The organism is Nioella ostreopsis (assembly GCF_004000255.1).
Classification (GTDB): domain Bacteria; phylum Pseudomonadota; class Alphaproteobacteria; order Rhodobacterales; family Rhodobacteraceae; genus Nioella; species Nioella ostreopsis.
Map to the genome: position 1 here is coordinate 30290 of NZ_RCIQ01000022.1, position 13664 is coordinate 43953.

14 protein-coding genes and 2 pseudogenes are annotated in these 13664 nt (G+C 64.7%); 11 read left to right on the top strand and 5 right to left on the bottom strand.

Going from position 1 to position 13664, the window contains the following annotated elements; genetic code table 11:
• Positions 1-14 precede the first annotated feature (14 nt).
• Complete coding sequence (locus tag EP237_RS18520) at positions 15-1127, top strand: SPOR domain-containing protein (RefSeq protein ID WP_164744760.1); 1113 nt, start codon at positions 15-17, stop codon at positions 1125-1127.
• A gap of 11 nt (positions 1128-1138) precedes the next feature.
• Here EP237_RS18520 and EP237_RS18525 read toward each other — a convergent pair whose 3' ends face one another.
• On the bottom strand, positions 1139-2155 hold the full coding sequence (locus EP237_RS18525) for a M48 family metalloprotease (protein ID WP_127562384.1): 1017 nt from the start codon (positions 2153-2155) through the stop codon (positions 1139-1141).
• Positions 2156-2328: 173 nt separating this feature from the next.
• On the opposite strand from EP237_RS18525, the gene EP237_RS18530 reads away from it, so the two are divergent.
• Entirely contained in the window at positions 2329-2706 is a 378-nt protein-coding gene (locus EP237_RS18530; protein WP_127562385.1) for a GFA family protein, read from the top strand.
• Positions 2707-2957: 251 nt separating this feature from the next.
• On the opposite strand, the pseudogene EP237_RS18535 reads toward EP237_RS18530, so the two are convergent.
• The 3 genes and pseudogenes from EP237_RS18535 to EP237_RS18545 all read right to left on the bottom strand — a co-directional run.
• Positions 2958-3244, bottom strand: a pseudogene (locus EP237_RS18535) (transposase); the annotation flags it as partial.
• Between the two features lie 117 nt (positions 3245-3361).
• Positions 3362-4693: an ATP-binding protein gene (locus tag EP237_RS18540; protein ID WP_127562386.1), complete on the bottom strand. Its 1332-nt coding sequence runs from the start codon at positions 4691-4693 to the stop codon at positions 3362-3364.
• Positions 4690-5349: a response regulator transcription factor gene (locus EP237_RS18545; protein ID WP_127562387.1), complete on the bottom strand. Its 660-nt coding sequence runs from the start codon at positions 5347-5349 to the stop codon at positions 4690-4692. Before EP237_RS18545 ends, EP237_RS18540 begins: the two co-directional genes overlap by 4 nt.
• Before the next feature lie 145 nt (positions 5350-5494).
• Between EP237_RS18545 and EP237_RS18550 the strand changes: the two genes are divergently transcribed.
• The 8 genes from EP237_RS18550 (at position 5495) to EP237_RS18580 (ending at position 11930) form a co-directional block, all read left to right on the top strand.
• Positions 5495-5803 carry a PepSY domain-containing protein gene (locus EP237_RS18550; RefSeq protein WP_127562388.1) on the top strand — a complete coding sequence of 103 codons (309 nt, stop codon included), beginning with the start codon at positions 5495-5497 and terminating at the stop codon, positions 5801-5803.
• Positions 5796-6467 (top strand): cytochrome b/b6 domain-containing protein, encoded by a 672-nt coding sequence (locus tag EP237_RS18555; RefSeq protein ID WP_127562389.1) that lies wholly within the window; start codon positions 5796-5798, stop codon positions 6465-6467. Before EP237_RS18550 ends, EP237_RS18555 begins: the two co-directional genes overlap by 8 nt.
• A gap of 188 nt (positions 6468-6655) precedes the next feature.
• Positions 6656-7042, top strand: a complete 387-nt coding sequence (locus tag EP237_RS18560) for a PepSY domain-containing protein (RefSeq protein WP_127562390.1) — start codon at positions 6656-6658, stop codon at positions 7040-7042.
• 38 nt (positions 7043-7080) lie between these two features.
• A complete protein-coding gene (locus EP237_RS18565) occupies positions 7081-7551 on the top strand; it encodes a DUF2271 domain-containing protein (RefSeq protein ID WP_127562391.1) in 471 nt (156 codons plus the stop codon).
• Positions 7552-7562: 11 nt separating this feature from the next.
• The gene (locus EP237_RS18570; RefSeq protein ID WP_127562392.1) at positions 7563-9767 is read left to right on the top strand and encodes a PepSY domain-containing protein; all 2205 of its coding nucleotides are present in this window, start codon (positions 7563-7565) and stop codon (positions 9765-9767) included.
• Positions 9748-10728, top strand: coding sequence for an FAD:protein FMN transferase (locus tag EP237_RS18575; RefSeq protein ID WP_127562393.1), 981 nt, complete (start codon positions 9748-9750; stop codon positions 10726-10728). Before EP237_RS18570 ends, EP237_RS18575 begins: the two co-directional genes overlap by 20 nt.
• Entirely contained in the window at positions 10725-10868 is a 144-nt protein-coding gene (locus EP237_RS23195; RefSeq protein WP_164744761.1) for a hypothetical protein, read from the top strand. Before EP237_RS18575 ends, EP237_RS23195 begins: the two co-directional genes overlap by 4 nt.
• Positions 10869-11180: 312 nt before the next feature.
• On the top strand, positions 11181-11930 hold the full coding sequence (locus tag EP237_RS18580) for an SRPBCC family protein (RefSeq protein ID WP_164744762.1): 750 nt from the start codon (positions 11181-11183) through the stop codon (positions 11928-11930).
• Positions 11931-11959: 29 nt separating this feature from the next.
• Here the strand turns inward: EP237_RS18580 and EP237_RS23845 are convergent.
• Positions 11960-12433 (bottom strand): annotated as a pseudogene (locus tag EP237_RS23845) (transposase); the annotation flags it as partial.
• A 403-nt stretch (positions 12434-12836) separates the two neighbouring features.
• On the opposite strand from EP237_RS23845, the gene EP237_RS18590 reads away from it, so the two are divergent.
• A complete protein-coding gene (locus EP237_RS18590; RefSeq protein WP_127562395.1) occupies positions 12837-13616 on the top strand; it encodes a methyltransferase domain-containing protein in 780 nt (259 codons plus the stop codon).
• Positions 13617-13664: the final 48 nt, after the last annotated feature.

Sequence of the window (13664 nt, forward strand, 5' to 3'; positions counted from 1 at the left end):
GGGGGTTGTCTGGTATGTATCTGTTGCGGGCCGTTTCTGGATTGGCCGTGGCGGCGATTGTCGCCGTTCCTGTATCCGCGCAAAGCATTGCGCAGCTTGGTGGACCGGCGGAAACGCCGCCCGCGGGCTATTCTTCTGACCAATATGTCGACAGCCGGGGCTGCGTGTTCATCCGCGCGGGCTATGGCGGGCAGGAAACCTGGGTGCCCCGCGTGACGCGGGATCGCCAGCCGCTTTGTGGGTATGAGCCGTCCGGTGGCGGATCGGCCCCGGTGGCCGTGGCTGCCGCGCCGGAGCAACCAGCAGAGCAGCCTGCGGTCGAAATCGTCGTGGCCCCTGCAGCCGCGCAACCGGTCACACCCGCCGCTCAGCCGCGCCCTGCGGCGCCTGTTGAGGCCGTCGCTGCCGCACGCCCCGCGCCGGCCGCCAATCCCGCGCCGTCGGCCCCCGCTGCCATGCAGGTGGTCAGCTGTCAGGGCCTGCCTGCGGGCGCCGCGCAATACATGCAAGGCTCTGGCCTGCGCTGTGGCCCTCAGGCCATTCACCCTGCCGATGGCCAGCCGGTCTTGCGGGCCGCCGGGGCGGCCTCGCCCGCGCGCCGGGTTGACTTGGCGCCGGTGGTCATTCCCGAAGGCTACCGCCAGGCATGGACCGACGGTCGCCTGAACGCCGCGCGCGGCCTGCCTTATGCCACGACCGAAGGCGATGCCGCCATGGCGCAACTCTGGACTGAGACCGTGCCGCGCGTGGCCGTTGACCCCGCAGCCGACGGCATCGCAGTGAGCCGCGCAACGGCTGCACCGGCCTCTGCGCCGCTGGTGACCCGCGCCTCCTCCACCCCGAACATCGCGGCGGAGGACAGCACGGCGGAGGCTCCGGCCCTCAGGGTTCCTGCCGGTCATCGCTATGTGGAGATCGCCCGCTATTCCGACCGCGCCACCGCCGATGCCGCGCGACTGCGCTTGCAGCAGCAGGGCATGGCCACGATGCTGGGGGGCGTCGCGCAGGACAGCGGCGACTTCAGCACATTCGTGGTTCTGGCCGGGCCGTTCGATGACGCCGCGATGCTTGGGCAGACCCTGTCTGCTGCACGCGGGCTAGGCTATGGCGGGGCGGTCACGCGCTAGGGTCGGCGGGGTCAGCCACCGCAGATTTCCTGCAAGGCAATCCAGTTCTGATCCGTCATGAGCGGCGCGCGCAAGCGTCCGCGCATCGGATCGCCCTCGATCAGATCTAGAACGGATTCCCCTGTCAGATCAATCGCATAGGCGTAAGGCTCGGTCGAAACACCCGCCCGCTCGAACCGCGCGAGGATAAGGGGGAGATCCACGCTGATGGGCGGTGTCGTCAGCAGCCTTGCCGCATGGGCGCGCAGGTGGCTGTCGTCAATCTCTCCTGTGGTCAGCAAGCGGCCCGTGGCCATCAGCCCCGATTGCTCCAGCAGGTGCAGCATCGGATCGCGCAAGCGGCGGCGGAGGTCTTCGATCAGAAGAAAGCCCGCCAGCACTTCCGGCCCTTCGTAGTCCTCGACCAGAGCCCGGTTCACGACGATGATGTTGCCGGGCAGGCTGGCGGTGGCCTGGGCAGTGGAGGGCAGCACGATGATCTGAGGTGCCTGCTGACCGAAGACGGCCCTGCTCAGATCCCGCATCGACGAAACCCCGCCGGGGCCCGCGCAGGGCCGACCCGAGAGGTCGGCCATCTCGGCGAGAATGCTCTGCCCGATATCCGTCCGGCTTGCCGCAGGCAGCATTTCCGCAGTCTGGCGGGTCAGGGCGCCGGGGAGCCAGATGATGCAGATGAGAAGGGTGATGAGGCAGAGGAAAGCGCCGAGCCAGAGGCGCAGGCGGCCGGGATGGGGGCGGCGTTTCTCGATGGCGTTGCGCACCCGTTCGATGGCGTCGATCATGTCGGGGTCGGAGATTTCCAGCAGCTCGTCGGCCTCGCCATCGGGGGCGTAGAGCGCCGGAATCTTCCCGGAATTCAACCGCTTGACGGCGGGTAGCGACCAATGGGACAGTGCCGTTTCGGCCATGGTCGAGATCACCAGCGTCGCATCGCCAAGCGAGATCACGACCTCGCGGCGCTGGCTGTCGGGGGTCTCTCGCCAGAGCCCCGTGCTCTCCAGACGCTGATATTCCGTAAGCGCCGTCATGCTCGATCTATCACCTTGTTTTTCTGATAGAATACCGGAAATACCCGCCCGGAACAACGGTTGTGTGCAGCCCGGTGCCCCCCGTACACCCCCTGTACACCCCCCGTGCACCCCCCGTACATACGGAATGACCGGATTTCGGGTGGTTGCGCAGATTGGCGGGGAGAATGGCGATGAAGAGCTATAGCGGCGGGTGCCTGTGCGGGGCGGTGCGTGTGACGGCGTCGGGTGCACCGCTGCGCGTCGGGCTGTGCCATTGCCTCGACTGCCGCAAATTCCACGGGGCGCTCTTTCACGCCTCGGCCATCTTCCCCGCGGCGGCGGTCGAGATCACCGGCGAGACCGGCCAGTATGAGGGCCGCGCCTTCTGCCCGCGCTGCGGATCATCGGTTTTCTCGCAAAGCGGGGACGAGCTGGAGATCAACCTGGGCAGCCTCGATACCCCCAACCAACTGCGCCCGAGCTATGAGCTCTGGACTATTCGTCGGGAAAACTGGTTGCCGGAATTTCCGGGGATGGAGCGGTATGACCGGGAGCGGGAGGAGGGGTGACAGGCCGCACGGTTGGCCGTCCCGGCTTTGGCAGCAGCCCGTAGCCGCCACCTGTCTTGGCGGTGTTTGTGGATGGTCGTGGTGTGACAACGACGGCGGGTTGGACGCCTGGTCGGACCCGGTGGAACCCGGCCTGTAGTGGCCCTTGGTGGTTTCCGCAGCGGATGACCGCTTGGAGCCGATTCTGTGGAAAAAAACATGATGCTGGCACAGAAAGTGCGGCGTCGAACGTGGCGTAAGCGCCTTTCTGATCAGGCTTTGCATGGTTTCTGCGGTGCAGGTAAGATCTTGGCCGGTTTGCGGAGGTTTTGAGCAGTGGCTGCGAGGAGAAATTCGTCGTTGGCGCCACATGGACCTCGTAGTCGAAGCCGGCCCAGGCCGAGGATGCGTTTGAGGTGCGCGAAGTGCATCTCGACCTTTTTTGGAGCTTCATCGAGATGCTGTATTGCTTGGTTTTGGCGATGTCGCGCGCAACCTGGCGCGCATCTTCGTGTTCCTCGCGGGTGATGGATCTGGCGTCTGCGTTCGGGCAGCATTGACCCCATCATGAATTAGCAAACATAACGAACGGGCGGGTCAGATCTCGGTGACAAAGCTGGGTCAGTTCTCAGTGACATCCAACAGTAGCTTCTTTCAGTGTCCGAATTGGGGGAGCTCAAGTCTCGATCGGCAACCTTATCGATGCTTCGAAACCTGAAGACTCACCCGGACGTGGAGACTCCAGAATTAGAGAGGTTCCGATCCGGTTCGCGATGGCCGCGACGATGGCGAGGCCGAGCCCGCTGCCGTCGGCGCTCGCGTTCGCCCGTTCGAAACGCCCCGTCAGGCGGTCGAGGGTGTTGGGTGGCAGGACCGGGCCGTCGTTCGCGACGGACAGCAGCCCGTCCGCAGCTAACGTAACGTCGACCTGCGAATTCTTTGCTCCGTGACGGAGGGCGTTTTCAACGAGGTTGCGCAACAGGATGGCAAAGGCGTCGGGGTCGATGGCAGACATGACGGCTGTGGTCGGCAGGCTCAGCACGATGCGGCCCTCGGCAGTGGCGCGCCCAAGATCTTCCGCGACCACACGGGCGACCGCCCTCAGGTCCGCGCTCCGGTCCAGCCGAAGACGCCCGCCTTCCGCCCGCGCAAGCTGCATGAGGCGTTCGGACAGCCGGGTGAGGCGTTTGAGCGTGGCCTCTATCTCACCGGCTCGCGCTTCGGTGGCTGGCTCGTGCGTTTCCGACCGCAGCCGCTGCGCCTGAGCAATTGCGCCGGCCAGGGGCGTTCGCAGCTCGTGTGCCGCGTTTGCGGCGAAGCTGCGTTCGGCCTCGAATGCCTCGCGCAAGCGGGCCAGCAGGTTGTTGAGCGTTTCAGCGAGCGGACCAATCTCCGTCGGCAGGTCGCCTGCAGGAACCTCCGAAAGATCGCGCGCGCCACGCGCCTCCAGCCGCGTGCGGAATCGGCGCAGGGGGGCGAGGCTGAAACGGACAGCCAAAACGATCGCCGCAAGCGCAACGGGCAGCACGATCAGCAGCGGCAGGCCGAGGCCCATCCGGATCTCCTGCGCGACCGAGGCGCGATGGGCCAGCGGTTCGGCCACGGTGATGCGGATCGTGTCCTGAAGCGCGGCGTCGCTGTAGAGCCGGTGGGTTTCGGTCTGCCGGAACCCGGACCCGTCATAGAGCGGAAAGACGGCAGGATCGGCTGCATGAGATTGGAGCAGGATGCGCCCGTCGGCATCGCGGACAAGATAGGTGAAGTATTCTTCATGCTCCCGGACAGGGGCGAGCCGCTGCGTGCCGCCCTGGACTTCCCGCCCGACGATGTCGGTTACCGCCAGCGGAAGGATACGTTCGGCTGTCTCTCGCAAGGCGCTGTCGAAGACCTCGTCCATTTCGTCCCGCACGATCAGGGCTGTCACCGTCGCCGCCAGCAACCACAGAACCGTCAGCGTCAGGCCGAGCGACAGGCCAAGCCGGCCTTGAAGGCTGGCGGGCCACCTCATGGACGGCCCAGCCTGTAGCCCATGCCGCGTTCGGTTTCGATCACCGCACTCCCGAGCTTCTTGCGCAGGCGGCTGACATGGACCTCGATGGTGTTGCTCTCCACCTCGGCGTCGAAGGCGTAGAGCTTCTCCTCAAGCTGAGCCTTCGATAACAGCTGACCGGGGCGCGCCAGGAAGGCGTCGAACAGCGCCCATTCCCGTGCCGTAAGGGCAACCGGCTTGCCGTCGCGGTGAACGCTGCGGGCGGCGAGGTCGATTGCAAGCGGCCCGTGGCAGACGATGGGGTTCGGGTTGCCGCTGTAGCGTCGGGCGACGGATCCGATCCGCGCCGACAACTCGGCCAGATCGAACGGCTTCACGAGATAGTCGTCGGCGCCCGCGTTCAACCCCTCGATCCGGTCCGACACCTGGTCGAGCGCGGTCAGGATGATGACGGGCGTCACATCTCCGCGCGCGCGCAGACCCTTCAGGAAGCCGATCCCGCGTCCGTCCGGCAGCATCAGGTCGAGCAGGATCAAGTCGTAGGACGCGGATTTCACCGCGTCGCCAGCCGCATCAAGGCGCATCACCCAATCCACCGATTGCCCATCGGCCGCGATCTGGTCGCGTATCGCGGCCCCCAGAACCGTGTCGTCCTCGATCAGCAGGATGCGCATGCTCTTTTCCCGTCCTCTTCCGATGACCCTCCATGATCCCTCTGGCTGACACGAAGCTGAAGCGGCGGAATACGTTCCTTCAGGCTGCCGTCAGCTTCGCCGCGCATGAATGGTGTCAAGATGGCCGCAACGAGGAGTTTGGACCATGAAGAAGACATTGACAATTCTCGGGTTTCTTGCGGTCTTGCCAGCCAGTGTCGCGCTGGCGGATGACGATTGCTTCGTGCCGATGGCCGAATGGCAGCCGCGCGATGCCGTTGCCCGACTGGCCGAAGAGAATGGCTGGACGGTGCGCCGGATCAAGATCGACGATGGCTGCTACGAGATCGACGGCAGCGACGCCGAGGGGCGACCGATCGAGGTGACGGTCCATCCAGCGACGCTGGAGGTGATCGAGTTCGAATACGAGGACGAAGACGAGCGCGACGATCATGAAGGCGACGATGATGACTGACGGCATCACGCATGATGCGCCGGAAACGACCGTTGGTCCAACTGGCAAGATCCGGGTCTGGGACCCGTTTGTCCGCGTGTTTCACTGGGGTCTGGTCGCGGCCTTTGCGACCGCATGGCTGACAGCGGACGAGCTGCAACCCATCCACGAGGTCGCAGGCTACACCGTCGCCGGGCTGGTTGCCTTCCGGCTGGTCTGGGGCCTTGTCGGCAGTCGTTACGCGCGCTTTGCCCAGTTCTTGAAAGGCCCTTGCGAGACGCTTGGCTATTTCGGGGACATGGCCCGCGGACGCGAGCGGCGCTATCTTGGCCACAATCCGGCGGGCGCGGCGATGATCGTTGCGCTGCTGGTCACGCTGTCGGGCACAGCCCTCACCGGCTGGCTCATGGAGGACGAGTCTCGCATGGCGATGCTTCCGTCCATTCCCGCCATTGTGGCACCCGCCTGGGCCGACGACGACGGCGACGAGCGGGAATATGGCGTGCGCGGCGAGGCAGAGGGGCAACTGAAGGAGCTCCACGAGACGCTGGCCAACCTGATGCTGCTGCTCGCCGCGCTGCATGTGGCTGGCGTCGTTCTGGCCTCGTTCCGGCACAACGAGAACCTCGCGCGGGCCATGGTAACGGGCGACAAGCGCGGACCCGGCCCCGGCGACATCGCCTGACATCACCCATTCCCAAGGCCGTCCGTCCCTTCGGCCCCCCTTGGCCTCGCCCTCACGGGCGGGGCCCTTTTTTCTCCCGAACCTGCTTTCTTCCTGACGGCAAGCTGAAGCGGGAATCGCGGGCGCGTCAGGATGCCCTCAGGTCTGGTCCCCAGGTTGTCCTCAGCAGATGACAAGGAGACCCTGCCATGAAGAAGACCCTGAGCGCCTTCGCCCTGATCGCCCTATTGCCTGCGGGCGCCGCGCTGGCCGATGACGATGAGTGCCACGCGCCCCGTGACCAGTGGCAGCCGCGCGAGGCCGCGATGCAGCTGGCCGAGCAGAACGGCTGGACCGTGCGCGAATTCGAGATCGACGACGGCTGCTACGAGATCGAGGGCCGAGACCAGGATGGTCGGGAGATCGAGGTGCAGCTCGATCCGGCGACCCTGGAAATTGTCGAGATGGAGTACGAGGACGAGGACGAGGACGACGACCGCCGGAGCGCGCAGAATCCAGCGCCCGCCGGCGCGGTGGCCCCGCCGCTGAACGGCCTCTTCGAGAACGGCACGCCTCCGCAGGTTCAGGTGAACTGAAACGCACGCCAGCACCTTTCCCAACAAGGATCAATCCGATGAAATCGCTTCTCTCAACGCTCGCGCTGACCACCGCCCTGACACTTCCCGGCCTTGCCATGGCGCGGCCCGTGACGCTCACTACGGAACTGACCAATTATGGCGGCGATGGCGCCTATTTCACGCTCTATGTCACTGACGCCTCGGGCACCTATGTCGGCAGCCTGTGGATGGCGGGCAACAATTCGCGCTACTACGAACACCTCAGCGACTGGTACCGCGCCACGGGCGGCGATACCGCTCAGGTGAACGGCATCACCGGTGCCAGTGTCGGCGCGGGTCGCACGCTGGAAATCACGCTCGACCTGGCCGACGCGCTCTTCGATGCGGGCTACACGCTCCATATCGATGCAGCCGCTGAGGATATGCGCGACAGCCCCAACGAAGTGGCGGTGCCTCTCACGACCGATGGCGCTGCCACGCCGGTGCGGGGTCGACGCTACATCGCCAGCTTCACCTACGACATGTGAGGAGTGGGGCCATGATCCGTGCATTCCATCGTTGGCCGGGACTTTTGGCCCTAGCGCTCGTCACCATCCTGAGCCTCAGCGGTGCGGCACTGTCTGTTTTCCCCGCGGCCGAGCGCCTCGCCGCGCCGCAGGCCGAAGCCGGGCTGACCGTCGCCGCTCTCGCGGAGCGCATCCAGACCGTCTATCCGGGCGTGGAGCAGATCCGCCGTGCGCCTTCGGGCCGGATCATCGCCTACTGGTTCGACCAGGGCGCGCCGGGCGCCGCCGTGATTGATCCAGCGACGGGCGAGGGCGTGGCCTCGGCCGATCCGAACCAGGCCCTCCGCTGGCTGACGAACCTGCACCGGTCGCTGTTCCTCGGCGACGGCGGGCGTATGGCGATGGCCGCAGGGGCTGCCGCGATGCTGGTCCTCTCGCTCTCCGGCGCGGCGCTGGTCGCGCGGCGGACGGGCGGCTGGCGGCACTGGTTCGCGCGCCTGCGTGGCCCGCTCGCGGGAAGGCTGCACGTCGAGATCGCCCGGATCGCCGTCGTGGGCCTCGTTCTGTCCTCCACGACTGCGCTCTGGATGACGGCGTCTACCTTCGATCTCCTGCCGGATGGGGGCGCCTTGCCAAACATGCCAGAGGTCAGCGGAGAGATGGCCTTCGCACTCGATCAAATGCCCACGCTACAGCAAACGCCGGTCGCCGAGTTGCGCGAGTTGAGCTTTCCCTATCCCGGCGATGCGACGGATGTCTACACGCTCAAGACCGACAGGGGCACCGGGTATCTCGATCAGGGCGACGGGGCCCTGCTGGCCTGGTCCGACCTGACGGGATGGGAGCGCGTCTCGGAAACCATCTACATGCTGCACACCGGACAGGGGGCGGCGACGCTTGGGCTCGTGCTCGGGCTGATGGCGCTCGGCGTGCCCGCGATGGGCGCAACCGGCGTGCTGGTCTGGTTCGCCGGGCGGCGCGGTCGACCGCGCATCCGGGGCAACCAGACCGCAGGCCGCGCCGAGACGATCCTGCTCGTCGGCAGCGAGGGCGGCAGCACCTGGGGCTTTGCCGCGACGCTGCACGCGGCCCTGACGCAAGCCGGGCAGAGCGTCCATGTCGGCCCGATGTCGGGCTTCGCGCCGGAGCGTTACGCCCATGCCGAGCGGATCATCCTGCTCGCCGCGACCTATGGAGACGGGGCAGCGCCCGCCTCTGCAAAGGGCTTTCTTCACCGCCTGACCGCGTCCGACCGGGTGCCGGACATTCCTTTGGCCGTGCTCGGCTTCGGTGACCGCAGCTTTCCGGCCTATTGCGCCTTCGCCAGGGAGGTCGCGGCAGCGGCACGGGCGAAGGGTTGGCCAGAACTCATGTCGCTTGACACGGTCGACCGCCAATCGCCTCAGGACTTCGCACGCTGGGGCAGGGCGCTCGGAGAGGCGCTTGGCATTGACCTCGAACTGTCGCATCAGCCGGTCCAGCCGCAAGCGACCATGCTGACTCTCGTCTCGCGCCGCGACTACGGTGTCGAGGTACAGGCCCCGACCGCCATCCTGCGCTTCGCGCTCCCGCGCGCCTCGCTTTGGCAAAGGCTACTGGGCGGCGGGTTCGCAAGGTTTCAGGCTGGCGACCTGATCGGCGTCCAGCCCGAAGGGGGCGCTGTCCCCAGACTTTACTCGCTCGCCTCTGGACGCCGCGATGGCTTTGTCGAGATCGTGGTCAAGAAGCATCCCGGCGGGCTCTGTTCGGGACAGCTTACGGCGCTGGAGCCGGGCGATACGGTGGCCGCCTTCCTCCGCCGAAACCCAGGTTTCCGTCCGGGGCAGAGCCGGGCACCGTTGATCCTGATCGGCGCGGGGACCGGCATCGGGCCGCTTGCGGGCATCATCCGCGGCAACGCGCGCCGCAGGCCCGTTCACCTCTTCTTCGGCATGCGCCATCCGGGCAGTGATTTCTTCTACGGCAAGGAGATCCCTGGCTGGCAGGATGAAGGGCGTTTGACCCGGCTGGTCACGGCCATCTCGCGCGGGGCGCGGCCCCACTACGTTCAGGACGCGCTGCTGGGCGAGGCTGCCCAGGTCGCGGACCTCATCCGCAACGGCGCCCGCGTGATGGTCTGCGGCGGCCGCGACATGGCGGCGGGCGTGACCGATGCGCTGACCGAGATCCTTGCACCGTCCGGGCTGACGCCGGCGGTCCTGAAGGCAGAGGGGCGGTATGTCGAAGATGTCTACTGAACGGGCGAGGATCGCCCTGAGCGGCCCGACAATGGGCACAGGTTGGTCGGCGCTGTTCTTTGCGCAACCCGACTTTGACCCGGCCCCGATCCGCACGGCGCTGCAAGCGGCCGTGGACGAGGTGGATGGACAGATGTCGACCTGGAACGCGGGCAGCGATCTGATGCGGCTCAACGCGGCACCGGTGGGGGAATGGCTGGCTGTGCCCGAGCGCCTTCGGCACGTCCTGCGCCTCGGCCTCGAAATCGGGCGTGCCTCGGGCGGGGCGTTCGACATCGGAATGGGTGACGCGGTGACGGCCTGGGGCTTCGGGCCCGGGAATACTGCGCCGGATCGCATCCGCGCCGCGATGAAAAACCCGTGCTGCCCGGCGCATGAACTATTGGAGATGGACGGAGCCCGCGTGCGCAAGGCCGCGCCCGTCGCCCTCGACCTCAACGGCATCGCCAAGGGCTATGGCGTCGACCGGCTGGCAGAAATCTTGCGCGACCACGGGATCGCCGATGCTCTCGTCGGGATCGACGGCGAGATGCGGGCGCTGGGTCTGCGTCCCGACGGCGCGGCTTGGGCCATCGCGGTCGAGGCACCGGATGCCGAGCGCCGGACGCCGCATTCCATCCTTGCGCTACAGGACGCCGCAGTGGCCACCTCTGGCGACTACCGCCACTGGGTCGAGGTGCAGGGGCGACGCCTGTCGCACACGATGGACCCCAGACGCGGCGCGCCGCTGATTGCCTCACCGGCTTCGGTCACCGTGGTGGCCCGGAGTTGCGCCGAGGCGGATGGCTGGGCGACGGCCCTGATGGTGCTCGGCCCGGAGCGGGGCGCGGCACTCGCACGGCGAACCGGCCTCGACGCCCTGTTCCTCCTGCGCGATGCCGGGTCCAGCACGCGGAGCGTGGGGGTCGGACGGCTTTTCGCGGAAGAGCCAGCGGCATTCGCCCCCGCCGGAGAAGGATGAGCCGTCTGGAAGCCACCCGCACCGACCGCCTCAAGCCCGTCATCCTGTGCCTGGCCATCGCCGGGCTGACTGCGGGCCTGCCTGAGACCGCGCAGACTCTTGATATGGAGCGGGGTCCGTCGGGGCCAGGTCACGCGTGATCACGTGTTTTCCCTACGATTTGGAGGAATTGGCAAAAGTCTCGGAGAATTTGGCAGGACGAGCTTCAGCGCTGCGCATAGCTTCCAATCGACAACACGCAAGAATGGAGCACTGCATGACTGAAACTCAAGCTACCTTCACCCTCATCCCTCGCACTTCCCGGACAGTGCCAAGTCAGATGACATGAGGACGGACGACGTAGCCGTCAAAGACATCGCGAAGAAATGGGGCGTGTCCGAAGCCCAGCTTTTATCGTGGTGGGCGCACCGATTGGCTGTTCCGTGCTGTTCAAAAGCCTGAACCCAGATCGGATGGCCCAGACCGTCGATCTGTCCCCCTTTGCCATCGCCGATGCCGACATGACGCAATGGCAAAGATGGACAAGGACGATGGCGCGACCTCGGCGTCAGGTGATCCCAGCGAGAAGTCGCGAACTTATCCAACTCTTCAAGTCTGGCAAGAAAACAAACTCATTTGGAGTGATCATGAACCGTTCTTTCCCCTTCGCCTCAACTGCAGTTGCTGCCCCGCTGCTTGCAATCGCATTCAGTTCATCTTTGGCGGCAGACACGCCCTGCGATGCGCGTTTGATGAGTGGCAGCATCGCGCAGCTCAGCCAGACCCATGCAACAGTCGACACATCCGTGCTCATCAACGCCGCCCCCGAGGAGGTCTGGGCGACCCTGACCGACTTCGACAACATGGCAAGCTGGAGCACCGGCACATTGCAGGGCATGACCGGCAACATCCGTGACGGCGGAAGCGTGACGATCACTTTCATCTTTGGCACCGACGAGACCGGTGAGCCCAATGTGATGGAGGTTCCTCACACGCTCATCTATGCAGACGGCCAGGCATTCGGTTGGTCCGATCCGTTCCCGGAAGACATCGGCGGGGGGCATGATAACCATCTCTATAGAGTCGAAGCTTGCGGTGATCAGACTCTGTTCGTCCAATCCGACGAGATCGTGGACAACCCCTATGCAGCGAGCTTCGCGGGTCAGTTATTGCCGATGTATCAAACCTGCAATGCGGAACTGAAAGCCGCGGTTGAAAACTAGCCGAAAGAGTCACGTGCGCGAATAATCGGTCATGGTGCTGCTCGTCGATCGGATCGATCGGCTTGCGCTGGGGGGTTCGAGATCGCCGTCGGCACCCACCGGATCGCCGTCGAAAGCGGTGCCTCCGGGATTGGCCTGTCGGTCACGGGCATAATCTCGCCGCTATCCGGATCGTACCCGATGTGCAGTTTGCGCCAGGATTGGCGGGTCTTTCTCGTGCCGTGCTTTTCCTCCAGCCAGCCTGAACCGCGATGGATCTTCAGGCCCGTGCTATCCACGTTCAGCGTGATGGGGCCACTCGATTGCGGCCTGTCGTCCACGACAGAGAGGCCAATCGCCCGCCGTGACAAGGTCGAGAAGTCTGGAGCCGGCAACGCCACGCCCATCAGTCCAAGTAGCGACCGGACGAACCCTTGGGTTTGTCGCAGCGGCTGGTGAAAGATCAGCCCCAGCGTCAGACAGGTCTCGATGGCGAAGTCGGAGTATTTCGGTTGCTCGCCACGACCCTTGTGCTTGGGTGCTACCTATTTCCCGGCAGCCCCATCCTCAAGCCAGATCGTCACGTCCCCGCGACGGCGCAGCGCCTCGTTTTATTTCGGCCAGTAACTCACCGCATATTTCGCTTTCCGGAACTTGCCTCGACGATCAGCGTGGAATTTGTGCGGCATCGGGCTCTACTTTTACCATGTCTGGGCCGACTTCTTCGCCGATTTCCTTGACCCGTGCAACAACGTGGTTCCGGCCTCTTTTCCTGCGGCGTCGAGGATAAACCTGCCGCATACAACCTTCGGGCCGGGACGATTCGGCAACGGGCTGAACTAGCTCCAAGTTTCGAATGCTGGACGCGTTCCAGACTAAATTGGGTCACGGAAATCCCCGGTGCTAGAAAATTTGAAGGTAATCCAAGTGCTTAAGTTTGATGCTGCGATTACTCGGATATTGAACAATGCTTACGAAGGTGCTGACCTGACCCGCAGACGGCAGGCATCTTTTGACGCGCTCAAGCCTAGCCCTGGTGATACGATCATTGATATCGGATGTGGCAACGGATTGCTGACCGCCGAGTTGGCCAGGGCCGTCGGGCCGACAGGCAGGATCATTGGCATTGATCCCAGCAAGGACATGCTGAAGGCTGGGCAAGACCGCTGCCAGGGCCACGATAACGTGGAGTTCGCGGAGGGTTTGGCGAATGACTTCCCGGTTTCAGACGGTGCCGCCGACAGGGCCGTATCTGTTCAGGTTTTCGAATGCATAGACGACGTGGACAGCGCACTGGAAGATGCAATGCGATGCCTGAAACCGGGCGGTCGTTTGGTGATTAGCGACGTGCACTTTGGCAGCTTCATCTGGCATTCCGATAATCCCGAGCGCATTTCCAAGGTAGTAGCGTCTTGGGACAAGCATTTCGTCAGCGGTACGCTGCCCGAACGGCTTCCCGGTATCCTCAAGGCCAAAGGACACAAGGTGGATGCAGTAACACCCTTTACAATGACCGATCACGAACTCGAGCCCGATGGCATTGTCATCGTGATGATGCATCTCATGAAGCAATACGCGATTTCCAATTCGCATATCGAAGAGGTGGAGGCGCAGGCTTGGTTCAATGAACAACAGACGCTGTCGGATGAGGGGCGGTTTTTCTTATCGATCACACAATTTGTCGTGGTTGCGCGGAAATCAGCTTGATCTCGTGCTTGGAGACTGGATGTTCCCGAACCAAAGTCGACATTGCTG